Consider the following 21,311-nt stretch of genomic DNA (forward strand, 5'->3'; position numbering starts at 1 on the left):
CGGTGTGCAAGTAGGCTGTTAGGAATAGCGGGTTTATTCATCGCTGTCAACGGGCAGACGCTGAGGGATTTTCATCTTGTACCAATGCAATTAGCGTACAAGGTAAAACCGGCACGGCGTTAGCACCTAATGGCTGTAATTTACCGTCTTCTTGCTGATAAAATAGTGGGATAACACCTTGATGCATATTCAGATATTCCTGCCAGCCAAAATTCTCGTTCAACTTAGTGGCTTTGATCACGGCGCCTTTGGCGATCATACTGCTCAAGCGGCCGTAGGTGGCCTCTTGATTAAACAGGACTTCATGACGGCGGAAGCGCGAACTTTCTGAGCTGTTGGTGCGACCTTTCAGCGGGGCACCGGAACGGATGGAGAACACGCGTTCGTCACTAAAAATGTGGCCGAAGTGATAGATCGCCAATGCGTTCTGATGTCGGTTAGGAGATAGCGCCAAGACCTGTGCCGTTTCGCTTAGATCGAGGGTGTTCTCGGCATGTTCGGAGTAAGCATGACCATAATAGGCGGGGATACCGTCCATACGTGCTTGGCGATAATATTCCCAACTGCTGTCAGTGACGACGACCGGGATGTTTAGTTTGAGCAGAGCTTGCGCGATCATCCGCGCCACACTGTTGGCCCCGACAATCAATACGCCGCGTGGCTTACGTTGCTGTACTCGCAACCAACGCGCCATCATGCCACTGGTCAGGCTTTGTAGTACCACGGTACCGATGATGATAGCGAAAACTACGGTTACTAGCTGGTCTGCGCCTTGATAACCGGCACGTTGCAAGGTGAGGGCGAACAATGAACTGACCGCCGCCGCCACGATACCGCGCGGAGAGATCCAACACAGTAATAGACGATCGCGCCAATGCAGGCTGGAACGCCAGGTGGAAACGGCAATACACAATGGACGGGCGATAAACTGCGCCACCAGCAACAATCCCAGCAGCGGCCAACCCATACTGAATAGCGCATGGATATCCAACCGCGCAGCCAGAATGATAAACAGCGCAGAAATCAGGATCGCCGACAGTTCCTCTTTAAACGCTAGAATCTCGCTGGTATCCACATCGCGCATATTGGCGAGCCAGATACCCATTACGGTAACGGTCAGCAGGCCTGATTCGTCGGCAATGGCGTTGGACACCCCAAATGCGGTCAGCATGATCGACAGCACTGCTAGGTTTTGCAGGTAAGCGGGTAACCAAACGCGGCGCAGCGCGATGCCGAGCAGATAACCAAACAGCGCACCGCTAATTAGACCGACGGAAACGGTGAAGCCGAGTGTCCAGAGTAGATGTAAATAGGATTCAGCTCCCTGTTTCGCCACGATAAATTCGAAAACTAACAGCGTAAAGATGGCACCGACCGGATCGATAACGATCCCTTCCCAGCGTAATACCTGATTAATGCTGGCTTTGGGGCGAACCACACGCATCAGTGGGGCGATCACTGTCGGGCCAGTGACCACGGTGACTGCACCGATCAAGGCGGCGAGTTCCGGTGGCAGGTCGAGCAGCAACCAACAGGCGACGCTGATCACCAAGAAGGTCATCAACATGCCGATACTGACCAGATTGCGCACCACACCACCCAGCCCACGGATTTCGTCGACGCGTAGCGTTAATGCCCCTTCAAACAGAATGATGGCGACAGACAGTGACACGACCGGGAACAATAGATCGCCAAACAGCAGATCCGGCTGCACCATATGTACCACTGGCCCCAAAATGATCCCGAACAGCAGCAATGGCAAAATGGCAGGGAGGCGTAGCGACCAAGCCAACCATTGCGCCAACAACGAGCTTAAACTGATGACAACCAACATCAGCGGGGCGGATAATTCCATGAAAACTTCCTTTCCTGAGCGGCATTAACGCCAGTTTTCATACAGTTTAGTGACATTTACGCAACCACAGCAACAGACTGTTAGCGTAAAAATGCGAGCATCACTCTGAAAAAAACGCCACTTTTGACAGATAAAGCCTATCGCAAGAAAAGAGATCGTAATCACAGACTAACGAGCTACAATCGGACAATCACATTCTAATCATTCTCAGTCTAGAAGAGCGTTGCTATGAAAAATATCAATCCTAGTCAAACCGCTGCCTGGCAGGCCTTGCAGCAACATTTTGAACAAATGAAAGATGTTAAAATCAGCGAACTGTTTGCCAAAGACAGCGATCGTTTTGCCAAGTTCTCTGCCACATTCAACGACCAGATGCTGGTGGATTACTCCAAAAACCGCATCACCGTAGAAACCTTGGAAAAACTGCAGGCGCTGGCAAAAGAGACCGATCTGCAAAGCGCGATCAAATCGATGTTTGCCGGTGAGAAGATTAACCGTACTGAAGATCGTGCCGTGCTGCACATTGCCCTGCGCAACCGTAGCAACAGCCCGATTATCGTTGACGGTAAAGACGTGATGCCAGAAGTGAATGCAGTACTGGCGAAGATGAAACAGTTCTGCGACCGCGTGATTGGCGGCGACTGGAAAGGCTACACCGGTAAGCCGATTACCGACGTCGTCAACATCGGTATTGGTGGTTCGGATCTTGGCCCTTATATGGCGACCGAAGCGCTGCGTCCGTATAAAAACCAACTGAATATGCACTTTGTTTCTAACGTTGACGGCACCCATATCGCCGAAACGTTGAAGCCACTGAACCCAGAAACCACGCTGTTCTTGGTGGCTTCAAAAACTTTCACCACGCAAGAAACCATGACCAACGCCCATAGCGCGCGTGACTGGTTCCTGAAAACTGCGGGCGATCAAAAACACGTGGCAAAACACTTTGCTGCGCTGTCTACCAACGGTAAAGCGGTTTCCGAGTTCGGTATCGACACCGACAACATGTTCGAATTCTGGGACTGGGTCGGTGGTCGTTATTCCCTGTGGTCCGCGATTGGTCTGTCTATTGCGCTGTCGATTGGTTACGACAACTTTGAGCAACTGCTGAGTGGTGCTCATGCGATGGATAAACACTTCGCCGAAACTCCAGCGGAGAAAAACCTGCCGGTGCTGCTGGCGTTGATCGGTATCTGGTACAACAACTTCTTTGGTGCTGAAACCGAAGCCATTCTGCCTTACGACCAGTACATGCATCGCTTTGCGGCTTACTTCCAGCAAGGCAACATGGAATCCAACGGTAAGTATGTCGATCGCAACGGCAATCCGGTGGATTACCAGACTGGCCCAATTATTTGGGGCGAGCCAGGCACCAACGGTCAACACGCGTTCTACCAGCTGATTCACCAAGGCACCAAGCTGATCCCATGCGATTTCATCGCGCCAGCTGTCAGCCATAACCCGCTGAGCGATCACCACGCTAAACTGCTGTCTAACTTCTTTGCTCAGACTGAAGCGCTGGCATTTGGTAAAGCGCTGGATGTGGTTGAAGCTGAATTCGCCGCGCAAGGCAAAAAGCCAGAGGAAGTGAAGCACGTAGCGCCGTTCAAAGTGTTTGAAGGCAACCGCCCGACTAACTCAATCTTGCTGCGTGAGATCACGCCGTTCAGTTTGGGCAGCCTGATCGCCCTGTATGAACACAAGATCTTTACTCAAGGCGCGATCCTGAACATCTTCACCTTCGATCAGTGGGGTGTGGAGTTGGGTAAACAGTTGGCTAACCGTATTTTGCCGGAACTGGCAGGGAACGAGAAAATCGGCAGCCACGATAGCTCGACCAATGCGCTGATTAACCGTTTTAAAGAATGGCGTTAATTTGACGGAATGAAGAGGGTGCGAGGCCCTCTTCATTCAACTGATTAAATTCTACAGATTAATCGGTACTTCGAAACTGAAGCCTGCACCGACATCATCAGCCGTGCTGGCGTGATTATTGGTGTACCATAAGCCGGTATCAAATTTCACTTTAGAGTCGAAGTCATAACCCCAACCTAATTGGATACCTTTCAGCGTATCGGATTGCGGGAATGCTTGGTTAATGGTCTGATTATTCGGGTTAACTTTGGCGTACACCAAGCGGGTACTCCAGCGTTGACCATCGTCCAAGACCAGTTCTACACGACCCGCCAACATCTGCCCATCGCCACCCATCGCATGACCTAATGGATAACCTTGTTGGTAATAACCACCTTTGTAGATGTAGTGGCTATAAGTCACGTTATTGGCATCGCCATTCGAACGCGTATCCGAACCTTCGATATACCAGTTAATGGTGGTCGGGCCCCACTCTGGGTGGCCTTCTAAACCCAACAGATAAAAGTTGTGCGATGGCAACATGCCGGATTCATCTTCGCCGACGAGCTGACCGTAGAAGCTGACGGGCATCCCGATCAACGGTTGTAATTTCATCTTGAAGTCAAAACCACCGAGCTGGTTACCGGGATCATTTTGTCGATCGCCCGTATTGTCGTTGCCTACGACCGCGTCCCTGAATGAACTCCAGCTTTGCGGACGCCCATCGCCGCCCCACATCATGATGCGTGAGGCTCCCAGTTCGAGGAAGTTGGTTGGCATCATGGTGAAACGTCCACCAATCAGCTTGCTATCCGGCACGGCAGTATATTGCGACAGTTGCCCGGCGGTTAGTTGATACTGCCAACGGCCAATCCACGATAGCCAGGGTGTTTCGAATGGCGATTGATCGGCACGTTGCAGCATAAAACCGGCGACCGGACGAGCCGCATCGGAGCGGATCAAGCTGCCGTCGTAACCCGGCCCCCACCATTGGGAGACTTCGCCGAATGATAGCCATTGGTTCCAGATTTTCACTGCTCCGTAGGAGCCTTGCAGGTTGTAGTTGGAAGTGTCGCTGGCGCGCTGATCGCCCTCTACCATGCCCTGTAAACGCACATCCCAGAATTCACCGTTGGCACCCAAACCGACAGTAAAACGTTCGTCGGCATATTCGTTTTGGGCGAAACCTTGCGGTGTTCCCGGTTTATCCGTCGAGGTGTATCCGCTCACGCGAATATTGGCTTTTAGTTCACCGACGCGGCGTTGAACGCGGTCGATAACATTTTTTTCGGTATTGGTGACGGGCTTGGCCTGTGCCAACACGGAATGAATTTCTTCTTGGCTAAGCGGCCATGTCGACAGGCTGACGTTAATCACCCCGCGATCGGACAGCCAAGCCAAATCATTACGTAAGTCGTTATCAGGTGTTACCAATCCGCTGGCATTACTGGTAAATGCACAGATAAACAGACTAGCAGCAACCAGCCCATTAAATTTAGAGCGCATAAATCGTCCTTGGTGAAATCAAAATATTGCTTTTATGTAAAAACAGTAAAAAAACAATAATATGGGTTATTTGTTCTGGTGAATGCATGCAATTATATTATTGCTTTGCATATTAATGATTTTATTGGTTTCGTGAGGTGATTGGCTAGATGGGGGCGTAATTTTAGGAATAGGATGTCAACTAATTAAGATAATGGCCGTTAGTTTGCTAATAAATACAAATAACAAATATAAAAATGGCGACTCAGAGAGTCGCCAAAGACACAGGTATTGATAAACAAGTACATCAACGGATGACAACCAAAGTTAACCTTTCACTCCACCCGCGGTCAGGCCACCCACCAACCAGCGTTGAGCCAGTAGGAAGACGGCGGTGATGGGGATCGCCGACAGCACCGCAGCGGCGGCGAAATCGCCCCATAAGTAGTTTTGTGGGTTGAGATATTGCTGCATCCCGACCGCCAGTGTGTAGCTGTTGACATCGCGCAATAGCAATGACGCGACCGGTACTTCGGTAATCGCGGCAATGAACGACAGAATAAACACCACCGCCAGAATCGGTACCGAGAGTGGCAACAAGACGAGTCGGAACGCCTGCCATGGGCTAGCACCGTCCAACGCGGCGGCCTCTTCCAATGAGTTGTCGATAGTTTCAAAATAGCCCTTTATCGTCCATACATGCAGCGCAATACCGCCCATATAGGCGAAGATCACTCCACCGTGAGTATTCAGGCCGATAAACGGAATGTATTGACCGAGGCGATCGAACAAGGCGTATAACGCCACCAGAGATAACACTGCTGGGAACATCTGGAAAATCAACATGCTTTTCAGCAGGGTGCTTTTGCCACGAAAACGCATACGGGCGAAAGCGTAGGCGCAAGTGGTTGAAAGCGTCACGATACCCATAGCGGTGATCACCGCGACCTTAATTGAGTTCCACAACCATAACAGCACCGGGAATGGCGGGGGAGTGACGCTACCGTCGGCGTGAGTCACGCTCATACCCAATGCCAAGCGCCAGTGATCCCAAGAGATCTGTTCTGGGATTAGGCTACCGGTGGCGAAGTTACCGGATCGTAGCGAGATAGCCACCACCATCAGCAGTGGGAACATGATCAATGCAATAAAGCACAACAGCAGTAGGTGGGTGATAAACAGCCGCAGACGCTGGGATCTAGGTTTAACCATTGCCATTTTTCTTTATCTCCCTTAGTCGAAATTCATCTTGCTGGCTTTCAGGTTCAGGATGGCTAAGGCACCAACCAACAGGAAGATCAGCGTGGCTATCGCCGCGGCCAATCCGAAGTCTTGCCCGCCGCCGCCTTCAAAGGCAATGCGGTAGGTGTAGCTGACTAACAGATCGGTATAGCCAGCTGGCGTGGTGGTGCCGATCATATCTGGGCCGCCATTGGTCAACAGTTGGATCAGCACGAAGTTGTTAAAGTTAAAGGCGAAACTGGCGATCATCAACGGCGTGAGCGGTTTGATCAACAGTGGGAAAGTGATGCGGAAAAAGTTCTGCATTGGGCTAGCGCCGTCCATCGCTGAGGCTTCATACAGATCGTCCGGGATCGCTTTCAGCAGCCCCATGCACAGGATCATCATGTACGGATAACCGAGCCAAGTATTGACGATCAGGATCATACTTTTGGCGGTGATCGGATCGCTGAACCATGCGGGTTTGATGCCAAACAGTGCGCTGAGCATCATGTTGATCTCACCGAAACTTTGGTTGAACAACCCTTTGAAAATCAAGATGGAAATAAACGACGGTACCGCATAGGGCAGGATCAGCAACACCCGGTAAATCGCTTTGCCTTTCAGTTCTTCCCACTGCACTACGCAGGCTAGCACCATGCCGACCGCCACGGTGAGTATCACTGTCAACACCGAGAAAATAATGGTCCAGACAAAAATCGAGATAAACGGTTTTTGAATACCTTCGTCATTCAGCACGCGCAGGAAGTTTTTCCAACCAGTAGTCACGGTATAACCGGGGCTAAGCGTTTCCTGAGCCCAATTGCCATCGGCATTCACTGCCTGATAAAAGCCAATTTCTTGGTTCGGACGATACTGTACCTGCGTCTGGTTATTAGTCAGCGTCTGGCCATCTTTCCCAACTGTATAAAGTGGGCTGGTGCCGGAGAACTGGCGTAATGAACTCATGCGCAGTTCACCGCCTTCGGGCAGCACGGCAACAATTTGGCTCAGTGCCTGACGGTTTTGGGTGATCACTCGCAAAGTGGCGCGTTCACCGGTGGGTTCGGTGCTTTCAGGCGTTAATTTCAGCGTTTGCGCACCGCTAAAACTGAACGGTTCGGAGATCAGTAATTGTCCGCTGTCTGGATGGGTTAATTGTAAACGCCACTGTTGATCGGCGGTAGGATACAGCCCAAAAGTAAAGGTTTTACCTGATTGAAATTGGCGTTGCATTAATACTGATTGAGCGCGTTCATAGGTTAACTGATTAGTACTGCTGTAGTTGGTAAAGGCAATGGCGATGGTACAGATTAGCGGGAACAGAACGAACAACCCCATGCCAGCGACGCCGGGGTAAACGTAGCGCCAGGCATAGGCTTTGCGGTTGGCGAAAACATATAGTCCGGCGCTGACCAGCACCAACGTCAGAATGGCGAACAGATATTCACCCTGTGCATACATCAGCACAATCAGATAGCAGGTAATCAGGCTGAATAGGCCGACTAACAACCATTTCAGCAGATCGCTTTGCCACCACTTCGATTTCTTGCGCGCCGCCGATTCGGCGTGAGCTAGTTGCATAGGGCGTTCCTTTCAGACTTGCAACAGCAGGGCGCAAACCACGCCCTGCACTACGAGAAGAGTTACTTGGTGATACGAGTTTGCACGTCGTCTAATGCTGCTTTCACCGTCTGACGACCGCTCACGGCGTTGATCACCGCACTACGCTCGGCATACCAGAAGGCGCTCATCTGCGGGATATTCGGCATGATTTCACCGTTTTGCGAGTTCTCCATGGTGGCGGCAATCTTCGGATCTTTTGCCAGTTGCTCTTGGAACGATTTCAGCGCTACCGCACCTAGTGGTTTGTCTTTGTTGACGTCCGCCAAACCTTCGTTAGTGAGCAGATAGTTTTCCAAGAACTCGGTCGCCAGTTCTTTGTTCGGGCTGGCGGCGTTGATACCGGCAGTCAGTACGCCGACGAACGGCTTGGAAGGTTTACCTTTGAAGGTTGGCAGCAGGGTAACGCCGTAGTTGATCTTGCTTTGTTCGATGTTCGACCATGCCCAAGGGCCGTTGATGGTCATCGCGGTCTGGCCTTTGTTAAAGGCGGCTTCGGCGATGGAATAGTCGGTATCGGCGTTGATGTGTTTGTTTTTCACCAGATTGACAATAAATTGTAGACCTGCCTGAGAGCCCGCGTTCGCAACACCAACATCTTTGATGTTGTATTTGCCATTTTCATACTTGAAGGCATAACCGCCATCAGCAGCAATGATTGGCCAAGTGAAGTACGGTTCTTGCAGATTCCACATGATGGCGCTTTTGCCTTTAGCGCGCAGTTCTTTGTCTAACGCCGGGATCTCTTCCCAGGTTTTTGGCGCTTCTTTGATCAGGTCTTTGTTATAAATCAGCGACAGCGCTTCTACCGCGATCGGGTAGCCGATCAGCTTGCCGTCGTAACGAACCGCGTCCCAAGTGAATGGATAGATTTTCTCTTCGAAGGCTTTGGAAGGATGGATTTCTGCCAGCAGGCCGGATTGGGCATAACCACCGAAACGGTCATGTGCCCAGAAGATGATGTCCGGGCCGTCGCCAGTGGCAGCAACTTGCGGATATTTTTCTTCCAGTTTGTCTGGGTGCTCGATGGTGACTTTGATACCGGTGTCTTTCTCAAACTTTTTACCGACTTCGGCCAGGCCGTTATAGCCTTTATCGCCGTTGATCCAGATAACTAATTTACCTTCTTCAATTTTGGCGAAAGCAGAAGAGGAGAGCACCAACGTGGTTAAAGCAGACAGCATCAGCGTGCGGGCAGAGCGATTCATAATCCAATCCTTCTTTATAGTCGAGGTGCGAGGAGAGTGGTTTTCAGCGTAATAGTGGGTTACATGTCGATACAAACTCATCATCCCCCCCTCTACGCCCCTCAGACGCTTACTGTGATCCAGCTAACATTCCGCCCTATTCTGTGGTGTTAGGCACAAAAAAGGACGCTGATTTTTGCCAAGCAGATCACACAATTGCTTTTAACCTTGAACTTCTCATCCTCCTCGGCATTATCCCATCCCCCCATCTCCTCCCCCATGAAAAATCCTGTTACGGATGATTACCACTTCCACACATTCCCGCACTATCAGCAACATTGATTTCATTGCCCTATCCTGCGTGGGAAACTGAAATTTTTAAGGGATAGAGGGGAATAGCATATGGCTAGCGTTACTTTACGCAGCGTCTACAAGGCCTTTGGCGAGGCTGTGATTTCCAAGGATGTCAATCTGACCATCAATGATGGCGAGTTTGTTGTCTTTGTCGGCCCGTCGGGCTGCGGTAAATCGACTTTGCTACGCATGATTGCTGGTTTGGAGGACATCACTTCCGGCGATCTGTTGATCGGCGAAAAACGGATGAATGAAGTGCCGCCTTCTGAACGCGGCATCGGCATGGTGTTCCAGTCTTATGCGTTGTACCCGCATCTGTCAGTGGCGGACAACATGTCCTTCGGCCTCAAGCTAGCTGGCGCTAAAAAGGCTGAGATTAGCCAACGGGTTAATCAGGTTTCCGAAGTGCTGCAATTGGCGCATTTGTTGGATCGTCGACCAAAAGCCCTGTCTGGTGGACAACGTCAACGGGTGGCGATTGGCCGTACTTTAGTGGCAGAGCCGGATGTATTCCTGCTCGACGAACCGCTTTCCAACCTGGATGCCGCGCTACGTGTGCAAATGCGTATCGAGATTTCGCGTCTGCATAAGCGTTTGCAGCGCACCATGATTTACGTCACCCACGATCAGGTCGAAGCGATGACACTGGCCGACAAGATAGTCGTGCTCGACGCCGGGCGTGTCGCGCAAGTGGGCAAGCCGTTGGAGCTGTATCACTATCCAGCCAACCGCTTCGTTGCCGGTTTTATCGGCTCGCCAAAAATGAATTTCCTACCGGTGAAAGTGACTGCCGCAGAACCTCAGCAAGTTCAAGTCGAACTACCGAATCGCCAACGGGTTTGGCTACCGGTTGAGGGCGAGGGTGTGCAGGCAGGCAGCAATATGTCACTGGGTATTCGCCCGGAGCACCTGCTACCCGGCGATGCTTCCGAGGTGCAATTGACAGGTGAAGTACAGGTGGTGGAGCAACTCGGTAACGAGACGCAGATCCACATCGAGATCCCGGCAATTCGTCAGAACCTGGTTTACCGCCAGAACGACGTAGTGCTGGTAGAAGAAGGTGCCACATTCGCTATCGGCTTACCGCCACACCGTTGTCATCTGTTCCGCGAGGACGGAACTGCGTGTCGACGGTTGCATCAGGAGCTGGGCGTTTAAAGCACTAATACCCTTCGTTTTTCACGTTGCAGCGTTGTTGGCTGCGCCCACTCACCCCAGTCACTTACTTGAGTAAGCTCCCGGGGATTCGCGAGCTGGCCGCCTAGCTGCACCATGAAATCCTTTGGGTATAACGGTCTATATAACTGGAGAATAATGATGACGACTCTGCGCAAACTTCCTCTGGCTCTGGCTATCACCATGGGCGTGCTTTCGTCTTCGGCGATGGCGCTGGATTTTAAAGGTTACGCCCGTTCTGGCATTGGCTGGACCGGTAGTGGTGGTGAGCAAGAATGCTTTAAAGCAACGGGTGCTCCGAGTAAATACCGTCTGGGCAACGAATGTGAAACTTACGCCGAATTAAAATTGGGTCAGGAAGTGTGGAAAGAAGGGGACAAGAGCTTCTATTTCGATACTAACTTGGCTTACTCGGTGTCACAACGTTCCGACTGGGAAGACGCGACACCGGGCTTTCGTGAAGTGAATGTGCAGGGTAAAAACCTGATCGATGCCTTGCCGGGTGCCAATATGTGGGCCGGTAAGCGTTTCTATCAACGTCATGATGTCCATATGATTGACTTCTACTACTGGGATATCTCCGGCCCGGGTGCAGGTTTGGAAAACATCGATCTGGGCTTCGGTAAGTTGTCGATGGCGGTGACGCGTAACGGCGAATCCGGTGGTTCTTACGGTTATATCTACAACCAACTTGATGAACGCCCAACCATTAACGACATCTTCGATGTGCGTCTGGCAGGTTTGGAAACTAACCCAGGTGGTACGTTGGAATTTGGGGTTGATTTTGGCCGGGCCAACGTGCAGGACGGTTACAACCTGGCCGATGGCGCGTCTAAAGACGGCTGGATGCTGACAGGGGAACACACTCAAAGCATTTACAGCGGCTACAACAAATTCGTTGTGCAATACGCCACTGACGCTATGTCTTCACAAATAAATGGCCGTGCTGAAGGCTCGAGTGTCGACAACAATGGCTATCTGTTGCGTGTGTTGGATCACGGTGCCATCGATTTCAACGACCAATGGGCATTGATGTATGTGGCGATGTACCAAGACATTAATCGCGACAACAAGAACGGCACCACTTGGTACACCGTGGGTGTGCGTCCAATGTACAAATGGACGCCAATCATGAGCACCTTGCTGGAACTGGGCTACGACAATGTGAAATCGCAAAACGTGAGCGAAACCAACAACCAGTACAAAGTGACGCTGGCACAACAATGGCAAGCGGGTAACAGTATCTGGTCACGTCCGGCGATCCGTCTGTTCGCGACTTATGCCAAGTGGGATGAAAACTGGGGCTACGCGACTAACAGCGACACCGGTTACAACACAGGTACAGCTTACGCGGATTCTAGCGTGCATAAATTCAGCCGTGGCGATGACGACGAAGTGACCTTTGGGGCTCAAATGGAAATCTGGTGGTGATCATTATTTAGGATAGATCAGCATCTAAGTACCCACTTCCCCAACAGCGGTGCGCTTGCCTGCCCGCTGTTGGGTTGAACGCGTTATGCGAGAGGAAATAACAATGAAAAAGAATTGGTTGTCGCTCTGCCTATCACTGGCGTTAACCGTCGGTGTTCCACTGGCCGCTCAGGCCGCTAATCCAACAGACGTTGCTGTCGCACCTGCTATCAGCGGCGCTACGCTGCAAAGCTTGCCGTGGCAGCCGTTAGTACCGCCAGTTAGCCAAGACATCAAGCTGGATAACGTTAGCCCACAAATTAATCAAGGTGATATTCAAGGTGCGGTGGCGGCTTACACTTTGCCCGCCGATCGCGGATCGCTGGAAGTGACGCTAAGCAGCATCGCCAAGGATAATTCGCTGTATGCGCCAAGCGTGCTGGTGTTGGACGAACATCTGCGCGCAGCGGCGTATTACCCAAGTAGCTATTTTATCTACCAACCACCGGGCGTGATGTCGACCGACCGGCTGGAAGGCACGTTAAAACTGACCCCGGCATTAGGGCAGAAACAGATCTATCTGCTGGTCTACACCACCAAACAGGATCTGACGAAAACCACTCAACTGACTAACCCGGCGAAAGCCTATGCCCGTGGGGTGGGTAACGCGGTACCGGATATTCCCGATCCGATTGCTAATCACACCGGCAATGGCTTGTTGAAGCTGAAGGTAACGGCAGAACAAGGCACCGGTAACGTGATGATCGGTATGTTGCAACCGGCACCCGCTTCGGCACCAGTGGTGGTTGGGAGTACCACACCTGCAAGTCCAGCTGCTGCGCCAGTCGCCGTACCGGTTGAAGTGAAACCGTCAGAACCGATGCTGAACGACACCGAAACTTACTTTAACAATGGTATCAAACAGGCGGTGAAAGCCGGTGATATCGACAAAGCACTAAAACTGATGAATGAAGCTGAAAAACTGGGTTCGACCACTGCGCGTGAAACCTTTATTAGCAGCGTGAAAGGCAAGGGGTAGTACCCCACGCTGCCGATGCTGGCTCTTTGACTTGGTGCGCTTCGGCGCACCTTTTTTATCGGTTAGTCTTGCTCTCGCCAGAGTGAGCGTTTACAGGATCGGCAAATGATGGTGCGGCGATAGTCGGTGAACCGAGCTAACCCGACATCCAACGTATTGAACGAGCGACAGTAATAGCATTTAACATGTTGGCCATGCGCTGTTTCAGGGTGAGCGCGGATATATTGTTCTTTGGTGGGGAGCTGCTCCCATAGCCCGGTTGTAGGTGTATTACCAGAAGGAACATAAATGGCAAATAGAATGCCGATCGTAATGATAGAGCCGATAACGACTACCCAATACATATTCTCTTCCTTGTACTCGCTGTGCGATGTTGGCCTGAGATACAAAATCTATCGCAGTATAAAATTCGAACGCCAATAGTCCACATAAAATGTAATGATTAATCCATGTTCATGACCTTGCTCGCATTGTCACCACTTTGAGTTGCGCCGAAAGTGCCACTGACCTCCGATTACATCTCTCCACGAATCCGCCTGCTGGTTTCGAATTTCTGCGTTACAATGGCTGACTGTTAACAGTTTGTATGGTCGGGGTGGCTCCCGACGTGGAGTTGCGTAATGTTTGGCAATAGGGATTCGATCCTACCGCCGCTTGAGTGGTTATCTGAACAACATCCCCCGGTGCCCGCCGCCGTTAATGACTGGTTGATGGAGTTGGGCTCCATGACTCGTCGCTTTGAACGTTATTGCGATCGCGTGCATGTCGAACCACAGCGAGAGTGTTTTATCAACCGCGAGCAACTCGGTGAAGAGGCTGAACATTTGCCGGAAAGCCCCCGCTATTGGTTGCGCGAAGTTGTATTATTTGGCGATAACCAACCTTGGTTGCTGGGGCGCACGGTGATCCCGCAAGCAACCTTGACTGGGCCGGATCAGGCGCTGGTGGATTTGGGCACTTTGCCGCTGGGGCGTTACCTATTCAGCAACGATGCGTTAACTCGCGATTATATTCATATTGGTCAGCAAGAGTCTTTGTGGGCGCGCCGTTCCCGATTGCGTTTGGCGGGTAAACCGCTATTGCTGACAGAACTGTTTTTATCGGACTCGCCGATTTATCGCGCAGACCGGGTATGACGAGAGGGGAGATATCTTGGAAGGGAGCGTGATTCAAAGCAAATGGCAGGCGTATAGCCATTTGATGCGCATTGATAAACCGATCGGCTCGCTGTTGTTGCTGTGGCCTACACTGTGGGCACTGTGGCTAGCGGGGCACGGTATTCCATCTTGGTCAATCTTGTTGGTATTTGTATTAGGTGTCTTCCTGATGCGTGCGGCGGGTTGTGTGGTTAATGACTATGCTGACCGTGCGTTCGATGGTCATGTAAAACGCACCGCAGGGCGCCCACTCCCCAGCGGACGGGTGAGTGTGAAAGAAGCCAAAATCCTGTTCGTGGTGCTGGTTTTGGTGTCCTTTGCCTTGGTGTTGACGTTGAATGCGATGGCGATCTGGTTATCGCTGGCGGCACTGGTATTGGCTTGGGTCTATCCGTTTATTAAGCGGGTGAGCAACTTGCCACAGTTTGTTCTCGGCGCGGCATTCGGCTGGGGTATTCCAATGGCTTACGCCGCCGTGAGTGAGTCTTTACCTTTGAGCTGCTGGTTATTGCTGCTGGCAAACATTTGCTGGACGGTGGCATACGACACGCTATACGCGATGGTTGACCGCGATGATGATCTGAAGATAGGCATTAAATCTACCGCCATTCTATTTGGCCGCTACGACAAGCTGATCGTTGGCCTGTTGCAGTTCGTCACGTTGTTGCTGATGTTGTGGGTGGGGCATCTGATGCAGTTGGGCGGCGCTTATTACTGGTCGCTGTTGCTGGCAGGCGCGTTGTTTATTCATCAACAAAAACAGATCGCGACCCGCGAACGCGATGCCTGTTTCAGCGCGTTTTTGAATAACAACTATGTGGGGTTGGTGTTATTTATCGGGATTGCGTTGAGTTATCTGTAGTCAGTCTCAGGAATGCTTTGTGCATTCCTTTTTGTACTCAAAAACTCATTGTTGCATTAAGCGCAGGTCCAACGGTGTTTTACTGGGTTCCCCACCAATTTCTCGGGTTAGCGTGGGGACCAAATAACCAGAAATTTGGCTCAGCAACGCTTTCATAATGATACGCGCCTGTTCATCACTCACCATGAAATGTGCTGCACCTTGTACTTTATCCAACACGTGGATGTAGTAAGGCAAAATCCCAGCATCAAACAAAGCGTTACTCAGCGTTGCCAGTGTGTCGGCGTTATCATTGATGCCGCGCAATAGTACGCTTTGATTCAGCAGCGTCACGCCTGCTCGTCGTAGTTGTGCCATACTTGCGCATAAAACCTGATCGATTTCGTTGGCGTGATTGATGTGCGTGACCATCAACACCTGTAAACGTGAGTCTGACAGACGTCGGCACAGTTCTGCGGTGATACGCGCTGGGATGACTACCGGCAAACGGGTATGAATTCGTAGCCGCTTAATGTGTGGGATAGCTTCTAGCTCGCCGATCAACCAATCCAGTTCGTGATCTTTTGCCATCAGCGGATCGCCGCCGGAGAAAATGATCTCGTCTAATTCAGGGTGCTGGTGGATATATTCCAATGCCTGACGCCAGTTGGCTTTGTTGCCTTGGTTGTCCTGATAAGGGAAATGGCGGCGGAAACAATAGCGACAGTTTACGGCGCAGCCGCCTTTTACCAGCAACAGTGCGCGGTTTTGGTATTTATGCAGTAAACCGGGTACTACGCTGTGCTGCTCATCTAGCGGATCGGTAGTAAAACCGGGCGCAGTGGTAAATTCTTCACTAGATGTCAAAACTTGAAGCAGCAGTGGGTCACTGGCATCGCCGGGTTGCATGCGTGCAACAAAGGCTCGTGGAACCCGTAAGGGGAACAAACGGCGCGCATCACGTCCTTGAGGCAGTTCCGGATGGGTATTCAGTGACAGAAGTTGCAGTAATTCGTCGGGATCGGTAATAACATCGGCGAGTTGACGTAACCAATCTTCTCTATCCGCGATGTTTTGGGTTACAATGTGTGCCATTTTTTGGCTAAGCTACCGTTAAATATTTAGAGGGCCATCATGGCGTCTTATTCTAGCAACGATTTCCGTCCGGGTCTTAAAATCATGTTCGAAAACGAACCTTACGCTATTGAAAGCAGTGAGTTCGTTAAACCAGGTAAAGGTCAGGCTTTTGCGCGCGTTAAAATGCGTCGTCTGCTGACCGGTTCTCGCGTAGAGAAAACCTTCAAATCTACTGACTCTTGCGAAGGTGCAGATGTTGTAGATACCAACATGAACTACTTGTACAACGACGGCGAGTTCTACCATTTCATGCACCCTGAGACTTTCGAACAGCATCAGGTTGATGAAAAAACCGTATCTGACGCGGCGAAATGGCTGCAAGACAATGCGGAATGTATCGTGACTCTGTGGGATGGTCGTCCTATCGCCGTTCAGCCACCGAACTTTATCGAAGCAGAAATCACTGATACTGATCCAGGCTTGAAAGGTGATACCGCAGGTACTGGCGGCAAACCAGCAACGCTGTCTACTGGCGCAGTAGTTAAAGTGCCATTGTTCGTACAGATCGGCGAAGTGGTCAAAGTTGACACTCGCTCTGGCGAATATGTATCTCGCGTTAAATAAGTTCTACATTGGGGAGACCCAGGTTTCCCCAATCAATTTTCATTCTGCATCGTTGAAAGGCTTAGTATGAAGAAGAAAGCATTGTTAGCTGTGATCTCCTTATTATTGCTGGCTTCCCTCAGTGGTTGTAACACCTTCCGTGGTTTTGGTGAAGATGTGCAGCATCTGGGCGGTGCGATCTCTCGTGGTGCCAACTAAACCGCTCTATTGTCTGATGTTCGTTATCGTTCAACCGGTACTTTTTTCTCCACTATTTTGCTATAAATTCTCAGTTCAAATCGCCAAGTGGGACGACCCTCTTGCGCATCAGTTTATGGGGACGACCCCGTCAGTTCTGGAGCCTGTTCATGGCGTGGATCATTTTACTTTTTGCTGGCCTGCTTGAGGTCGTCTGGGCTATCGGCCTGAAATACACCCACGGTTTTACCCGTTTAACCCCGAGCCTCATCACCATTGGTGCGATGGTCGTCAGTATGTTGCTGTTGGCGCATGCAATGAAGACACTGCCTGCGGGAACGGCGTATGCGGTATGGACCGGGATCGGTGCGGTAGGCGCCGCGGTGATGGGAATGATATTGCTGGGCGAATCGACCAATATTGCGCGTATTCTCAGCCTGTGTCTGATTATTGCCGGTATTCTCGGCTTGAAGTTTAGTAGTCATTAAAATGAAAAAGGCGGCCATCGAGCGAGGCCGCCTCATCAGCGTTACAGCGCGAACTTACAAGGTGACAACGCCAATCAGCGTTACCACGCTCAGGATCGCTGCTAAGCCGTAGAACACCCACTTACCGGCCGGTACGTGGATTTTCAGATCGTGCATCGCATGGTGCATACGGTGTAAGCCGCACCACAGTGGCAATATGATCATCAACAACAAGAAGATACGGCCAACCCAGCTTTGGCAGAATGCTAGCACGCGGTCATAACCCAGCGCATCGCCAGGGAACAGACCTAACGGCAGCAAAATACCGATCAGTAGTACGATTGCTGGCGCAACGATCGCACCCCACATACCACCCGCGCCAAATAACCCCCAGAAAACCGGCTCATCAGAGCGTTTAGGTGCTTGATTTATCATGTTTCCTCCGGATTATATTAACGCTATGGCGAGAATGACCAAGGTAACGACAATCGTTACCGCCCATAGCGCCTTAACGATCAGCTCCGGTCCCATTTTCTCGTCTTTTACGACGATATTAGCCGCTTTGGGCGCCAGATCGAACCAAGTTTTGGTGTGTAACGCCGCCGCCAGCAAGGCGATGATGTTAATCAGTAGCACCAATGGGTTTTGCAGGAAACCGACAAAACCGGCCCAGCTTTCTGGGCCACCTTTCAGCGCGAACACGCCATACAGCAGGATAATGCTGAACCACACGGCCAGCACAGAAGTCCCTTCACGCATCATGTAGAAACGGTAGAACCCCAGTTTCTGCCACCAAGTTGGCGTCATGGTACGCACATAAGGTTTACGTTGTGTTGTCATTGCTGTCTCCCTCCCTTATTGCGGCTTCAGCATGGCGATCATGAAGTCTTTGGCACTCTCAACCTTGCCTTGCTGAATAGCTGCGGCAGGATCGACGTGTTTTGGACAGACTTCAGAACAGTAGCCGACAAAAGTACAGCTCCAAACACCGTTGTTACCGTTCATCAGCGGCATACGTTCTTTCTTACCGTGATCGCGGGTATCTAGGTTGTAGCGATGTGCCAGCGTAAGGGCGGCAGGGCCGACGAACTCTGGATTCAGGCCAAACTGCGGACAAGCGGCGTAGCACAGGCCACAGTTGATGCAGCCAGAGAACTGGTGATACTTCGCCATTTGCGCCGGAGTTTGCTTGTTCGGGCCATCTTCCGGTTTGCGGTCATTACCGATGATGTACGGCTTAATCGCTTCTAAGCTTTCGATAAAGTGGGTCATATCGACCACCAGATCGCGCTCGATAGGGAAGTTGCCCAACGCTTCGACTTTCATGCCTTCGGTGTATTCGCGCAGGAAAGTTTTACATGCCAGCTTCGGCACACGGTTAACCATCATGCCGCACGAACCGCAAATTGCCATACGGCATGACCAGCGGTAAGAGAGGTCTGGTGCTAGGTTATCTTTGATGTAACCCAGCGCGTCGAGCAGTGAAGTTTGCTCATCGTAAGGGACCGCATAAGTCTCGAAATGCGGCTCAGAGTCGCGTTCCGGGTTATAGCGCATCACTTCGATTTTGAGGGTTTTCATCTCAGCCATTCGCCTGCTCCTTATCCTTTTTCTCTTGTGCTTCGGCTTCGGCACCGTAAACACGTTTGGCCGGTGGCAGTTTGGTAATTTTCACGTCGCTGTATTCCAGACGTGGTGCACCGTTCGGGTTATGGAACGCCAACGTGTGTTTCAGGAAGTTTACGTCATCACGTTCGGTGCAACCTTCGTCCAGACGTTGGTGGGCACCGCGTGATTCTTTACGGTTGATAGCGGAGTGCGCCATACATTCGGCCACGTCTAACCCATAACCCAATTCGATGGTGTACAGCAAATCGGTGTTGAATACGCTGGAATTATCGGTGATTTTGACGCGTTTGAAGCGTTCTTTCAGCTCAGCCAGTTTGTCGATGGTTTTCTGCATTAGCTCTGGCGTACGGTAGATACCGCAGCCTTCTTCCATTGACAGCCCCATTTCGTCGCGGATTTTCGCCCAGTTCTCATTACCTTCTTGTTTCATCAGGTTGCTAAGACGGGTTTCCACATCGCGGCTCTGTGCGTCCAGAATGCTACCGTTGGCCGGATTGTTTTCCAGTGCATGGCGAGCGGCCTGTTCACCGGCTACACGGCCAAACACCACCAGCTCTGCCAGTGAGTTAGAACCCAGACGGTTGGCACCGTGCAGACCGACGGATGAACATTCTCCAACTGCGAACAGCCCTTTGATGCGGGTTTCGCAGTTTTGGTCGGTTTCGATACCGCCCATGGTGTAGTGCGCGGTAGGACGAACCGGGATTGGTTCTTTCACTGGGTCGACACCGACGTAGGCTTTTGCCAGTTCACAGATAAACGGCAGACGCTCCAGCAGTTTTTTCTCACCCAGATGACGTAGATCCAGATAAACCACGTCACCGCGTGGAGTGGCAATGGTGCGGCCAGCGCGCCATTCGTGCCAGAAGGCTTGCGAAACTTTATCGCGTGGCCCCAGCTCCATATATTTGTTCTTTGGTTCACCGAGCGGAGTTTCTGGCCCCATGCCGTAATCTTGTAGATAACGGTAGCCGTCTTTGTTCACCAGAATACCGCCTTCACCACGGCAACCTTCGGTCATCAAGATGCCAGAGCCCGGTAAGCCGGTTGGGTGATACTGGACGAACTCCATATCACGCAGTGGAACGCCGTGGTGGAAGGCCATACCCATACCATCACCTGTGACGATACCGCCGTTGGTGTTGTAGCGATAAACGCGGCCAGCACCGCCGGTCGCCATAACAACCGAGTTGGCGCGGATTTGCACGCGGGTGCCTTCCATCATATTCATCGCGACCAGACCACGTACGTGACCGTCATCGACCAAGATGTCCAGTACGAAGTGTTCGTCGAAGCGTTGAATCTGTGGATATTTCAAAGAAGTTTGGAACAGGGTGTGCAGCATATGGAAGCCGGTCTTATCGGCGGCAAACCATGTGCGTTCAATCTTCATTCCGCCAAAGCGACGAACGTTCACAGAACCGTCGGGTTTACGGCTCCATGGACAACCCCATTGTTCTAACTGCGCCATTTCACGTGGACAGTTATGGACGAAATGGTCGACCACATCCTGTTCGCATAACCAGTCGCCACCGGCAACGGTGTCGTGGAAATGGTAATCAAAGGTATCGTGATCTTGCGTAACGGCAGCAGAGCCACCTTCGGCGGCTACCGTATGACTACGCATCGGGTAGACTTTAGAGATCAGCGCGATTTTCAGTTGGGGATTGGCTTCCGCTGCGGCTATCGCTGCACGTAAACCAGCACCCCCAGCCCCTATAATGGCAAGATCGGCGTTAAAGGTTTGCACTGCATTCCTCCAGTATTATCATGAAAATAAAAACTATCTATGCTTAATATTTATGAAAATTCTTTGGTTGCTCACTCACTACATTGTTTATTTTTAGCCTAATACTAAGGATAGATAACTCCTGACAATAATTAGGGCTATGACTATACCTAAAGTTAAGTAGCAGAAATTTGATGTGATCGATTATTTTGCCTTTTATCTGATGCTTGGAAGGCATTCCTATAAAAGTAGTCTCTTTTATGTCATTAACCTTTTATTTGTGCTATTTGCGGTGATTTATATGGAAACAAGGGTGTTTATGTATTTTATGGTTTTAATCTAGGTATTGAATCATCGTGGTTAACGAGTAGACTGCATCCCCCTGTTTGATTGCGGAGTAATTATC

Annotated in this window: 20 protein-coding genes; 9 read left to right on the forward strand and 11 right to left on the reverse strand. The window is 51.0% G+C overall.

Annotated features, from left to right (window positions below):
• Positions 1 to 46 precede the first annotated feature (46 nt).
• A complete protein-coding gene (locus AC3ISQ_RS01680; RefSeq protein ID WP_489350258.1) occupies positions 47 to 1,855 on the reverse strand; it encodes a cation:proton antiporter in 1,809 nt (602 codons plus the stop codon).
• Positions 1,856 to 2,083: 228 nt separating this feature from the next.
• On the opposite strand from AC3ISQ_RS01680, the gene pgi reads away from it, so the two are divergent.
• Complete coding sequence (gene pgi / locus AC3ISQ_RS01685) at positions 2,084 to 3,730, forward strand: glucose-6-phosphate isomerase (RefSeq protein ID WP_489350259.1); 1,647 nt, start codon at positions 2,084 to 2,086, stop codon at positions 3,728 to 3,730.
• A gap of 51 nt (positions 3,731 to 3,781) precedes the next feature.
• Here pgi and AC3ISQ_RS01690 read toward each other — a convergent pair whose 3' ends face one another.
• The 4 genes from AC3ISQ_RS01690 to malE all read right to left on the reverse strand — a co-directional run bounded on the left by AC3ISQ_RS01690 (position 3,782) and on the right by malE (position 9,246).
• Entirely contained in the window at positions 3,782 to 5,215 is a 1,434-nt protein-coding gene (locus tag AC3ISQ_RS01690; RefSeq protein WP_489350260.1) for a capsule assembly Wzi family protein, read from the reverse strand.
• A 306-nt stretch (positions 5,216 to 5,521) separates the two neighbouring features.
• Positions 5,522 to 6,412: a maltose ABC transporter permease MalG gene (malG, locus tag AC3ISQ_RS01695; protein ID WP_489350261.1), complete on the reverse strand. Its 891-nt coding sequence runs from the start codon at positions 6,410 to 6,412 to the stop codon at positions 5,522 to 5,524.
• A 15-nt stretch (positions 6,413 to 6,427) separates the two neighbouring features.
• Complete coding sequence (malF, locus tag AC3ISQ_RS01700) at positions 6,428 to 7,999, reverse strand: maltose ABC transporter permease MalF (protein ID WP_489350262.1); 1,572 nt, start codon at positions 7,997 to 7,999, stop codon at positions 6,428 to 6,430.
• Between the two features lie 62 nt (positions 8,000 to 8,061).
• The gene (gene malE / locus AC3ISQ_RS01705; protein WP_489350263.1) at positions 8,062 to 9,246 is read right to left on the reverse strand and encodes a maltose/maltodextrin ABC transporter substrate-binding protein MalE; all 1,185 of its coding nucleotides are present in this window, start codon (positions 9,244 to 9,246) and stop codon (positions 8,062 to 8,064) included.
• Positions 9,247 to 9,627: 381 nt separating this feature from the next.
• Between malE and malK the strand changes: the two genes are divergently transcribed.
• The 3 genes from malK to malM all read left to right on the forward strand — a co-directional run bounded on the left by malK (position 9,628) and on the right by malM (position 13,204).
• Entirely contained in the window at positions 9,628 to 10,737 is a 1,110-nt protein-coding gene (malK, locus tag AC3ISQ_RS01710; RefSeq protein ID WP_489350264.1) for a maltose/maltodextrin ABC transporter ATP-binding protein MalK, read from the forward strand.
• 159 nt (positions 10,738 to 10,896) lie between these two features.
• The gene (locus AC3ISQ_RS01715; protein WP_489353085.1) at positions 10,897 to 12,186 is read left to right on the forward strand and encodes a maltoporin; all 1,290 of its coding nucleotides are present in this window, start codon (positions 10,897 to 10,899) and stop codon (positions 12,184 to 12,186) included.
• 103 nt (positions 12,187 to 12,289) lie between these two features.
• Positions 12,290 to 13,204, forward strand: coding sequence for a maltose operon protein MalM (malM, locus tag AC3ISQ_RS01720; RefSeq protein ID WP_489350265.1), 915 nt, complete (start codon positions 12,290 to 12,292; stop codon positions 13,202 to 13,204).
• 62 nt (positions 13,205 to 13,266) lie between these two features.
• Here malM and AC3ISQ_RS01725 read toward each other — a convergent pair whose 3' ends face one another.
• A complete protein-coding gene (locus tag AC3ISQ_RS01725; RefSeq protein WP_489350266.1) occupies positions 13,267 to 13,548 on the reverse strand; it encodes a hypothetical protein in 282 nt (93 codons plus the stop codon).
• 276 nt (positions 13,549 to 13,824) lie between these two features.
• On the opposite strand from AC3ISQ_RS01725, the gene ubiC reads away from it, so the two are divergent.
• Positions 13,825 to 14,340: a chorismate lyase gene (gene ubiC / locus AC3ISQ_RS01730; RefSeq protein ID WP_489350267.1), complete on the forward strand. Its 516-nt coding sequence runs from the start codon at positions 13,825 to 13,827 to the stop codon at positions 14,338 to 14,340.
• Between the two features lie 16 nt (positions 14,341 to 14,356).
• Positions 14,357 to 15,223, forward strand: coding sequence for a 4-hydroxybenzoate octaprenyltransferase (gene ubiA / locus AC3ISQ_RS01735; RefSeq protein ID WP_489350268.1), 867 nt, complete (start codon positions 14,357 to 14,359; stop codon positions 15,221 to 15,223).
• A gap of 45 nt (positions 15,224 to 15,268) precedes the next feature.
• Here the strand turns inward: ubiA and epmB are convergent, their stop codons facing one another.
• On the reverse strand, positions 15,269 to 16,297 hold the full coding sequence (epmB, locus tag AC3ISQ_RS01740; protein ID WP_489350269.1) for an EF-P beta-lysylation protein EpmB: 1,029 nt from the start codon (positions 16,295 to 16,297) through the stop codon (positions 15,269 to 15,271).
• Positions 16,298 to 16,336: 39 nt separating this feature from the next.
• On the opposite strand from epmB, the gene efp reads away from it, so the two are divergent.
• The 3 genes from efp (at position 16,337) to sugE (ending at position 17,568) form a co-directional block, all read left to right on the forward strand.
• Positions 16,337 to 16,903, forward strand: coding sequence for an elongation factor P (gene efp, locus AC3ISQ_RS01745; RefSeq protein WP_489350270.1), 567 nt, complete (start codon positions 16,337 to 16,339; stop codon positions 16,901 to 16,903).
• 66 nt (positions 16,904 to 16,969) lie between these two features.
• The gene (locus AC3ISQ_RS01750; protein WP_489350271.1) at positions 16,970 to 17,101 is read left to right on the forward strand and encodes an entericidin A/B family lipoprotein; all 132 of its coding nucleotides are present in this window, start codon (positions 16,970 to 16,972) and stop codon (positions 17,099 to 17,101) included.
• A gap of 149 nt (positions 17,102 to 17,250) precedes the next feature.
• Positions 17,251 to 17,568, forward strand: a complete 318-nt coding sequence (gene sugE, locus AC3ISQ_RS01755) for a quaternary ammonium compound efflux SMR transporter SugE (RefSeq protein WP_489350272.1) — start codon at positions 17,251 to 17,253, stop codon at positions 17,566 to 17,568.
• 54 nt (positions 17,569 to 17,622) lie between these two features.
• Here the strand turns inward: sugE and frdD are convergent, their stop codons facing one another.
• From frdD to frdA, 4 genes are read right to left on the reverse strand one after another with little or no spacing between them, the layout of a single operon-like run.
• Complete coding sequence (gene frdD, locus AC3ISQ_RS01760) at positions 17,623 to 17,982, reverse strand: fumarate reductase subunit FrdD (protein ID WP_489350273.1); 360 nt, start codon at positions 17,980 to 17,982, stop codon at positions 17,623 to 17,625.
• Positions 17,983 to 17,994: 12 nt separating this feature from the next.
• Positions 17,995 to 18,387, reverse strand: a complete 393-nt coding sequence (gene frdC, locus AC3ISQ_RS01765; protein WP_489350274.1) for a fumarate reductase subunit FrdC — start codon at positions 18,385 to 18,387, stop codon at positions 17,995 to 17,997.
• A gap of 15 nt (positions 18,388 to 18,402) precedes the next feature.
• Positions 18,403 to 19,137, reverse strand: a complete 735-nt coding sequence (locus AC3ISQ_RS01770) for a succinate dehydrogenase/fumarate reductase iron-sulfur subunit (protein ID WP_489350275.1) — start codon at positions 19,135 to 19,137, stop codon at positions 18,403 to 18,405.
• On the reverse strand, positions 19,130 to 20,926 hold the full coding sequence (gene frdA, locus AC3ISQ_RS01775) for a fumarate reductase (quinol) flavoprotein subunit (RefSeq protein WP_489350276.1): 1,797 nt from the start codon (positions 20,924 to 20,926) through the stop codon (positions 19,130 to 19,132). Before frdA ends, AC3ISQ_RS01770 begins: the two co-directional genes overlap by 8 nt.
• Positions 20,927 to 21,311 lie beyond the last annotated feature (385 nt).

Source organism: Serratia sp. KH_031 (assembly GCF_057839655.1).

Coding starts and splice junctions, on each gene's coding strand:
- AC3ISQ_RS01680 (WP_489350258.1), bottom strand. CDS start 1,855: ATGGAATTATCCGCCCCGCTGATGTTGGTTGTCATCAGTTTAAGCTCG.
- pgi (WP_489350259.1), top strand. CDS start 2,084: ATGAAAAATATCAATCCTAGTCAAACCGCTGCCTGGCAGGCCTTGCAG.
- AC3ISQ_RS01690 (WP_489350260.1), bottom strand. CDS start 5,215: ATGCGCTCTAAATTTAATGGGCTGGTTGCTGCTAGTCTGTTTATCTGT.
- malG (WP_489350261.1), bottom strand. CDS start 6,412: ATGGCAATGGTTAAACCTAGATCCCAGCGTCTGCGGCTGTTTATCACC.
- malF (WP_489350262.1), bottom strand. CDS start 7,999: ATGCAACTAGCTCACGCCGAATCGGCGGCGCGCAAGAAATCGAAGTGG.
- malE (WP_489350263.1), bottom strand. CDS start 9,246: ATGAATCGCTCTGCCCGCACGCTGATGCTGTCTGCTTTAACCACGTTG.
- malK (WP_489350264.1), top strand. CDS start 9,628: ATGGCTAGCGTTACTTTACGCAGCGTCTACAAGGCCTTTGGCGAGGCT.
- AC3ISQ_RS01715 (WP_489353085.1), top strand. CDS start 10,897: ATGACGACTCTGCGCAAACTTCCTCTGGCTCTGGCTATCACCATGGGC.
- malM (WP_489350265.1), top strand. CDS start 12,290: ATGAAAAAGAATTGGTTGTCGCTCTGCCTATCACTGGCGTTAACCGTC.
- AC3ISQ_RS01725 (WP_489350266.1), bottom strand. CDS start 13,548: ATGTATTGGGTAGTCGTTATCGGCTCTATCATTACGATCGGCATTCTA.
- ubiC (WP_489350267.1), top strand. CDS start 13,825: ATGTTTGGCAATAGGGATTCGATCCTACCGCCGCTTGAGTGGTTATCT.
- epmB (WP_489350269.1), bottom strand. CDS start 16,297: ATGGCACACATTGTAACCCAAAACATCGCGGATAGAGAAGATTGGTTA.
- efp (WP_489350270.1), top strand. CDS start 16,337: ATGGCGTCTTATTCTAGCAACGATTTCCGTCCGGGTCTTAAAATCATG.
- AC3ISQ_RS01750 (WP_489350271.1), top strand. CDS start 16,970: ATGAAGAAGAAAGCATTGTTAGCTGTGATCTCCTTATTATTGCTGGCT.
- sugE (WP_489350272.1), top strand. CDS start 17,251: ATGGCGTGGATCATTTTACTTTTTGCTGGCCTGCTTGAGGTCGTCTGG.
- frdD (WP_489350273.1), bottom strand. CDS start 17,982: ATGATAAATCAAGCACCTAAACGCTCTGATGAGCCGGTTTTCTGGGGG.
- frdC (WP_489350274.1), bottom strand. CDS start 18,387: ATGACAACACAACGTAAACCTTATGTGCGTACCATGACGCCAACTTGG.
- AC3ISQ_RS01770 (WP_489350275.1), bottom strand. CDS start 19,137: ATGGCTGAGATGAAAACCCTCAAAATCGAAGTGATGCGCTATAACCCG.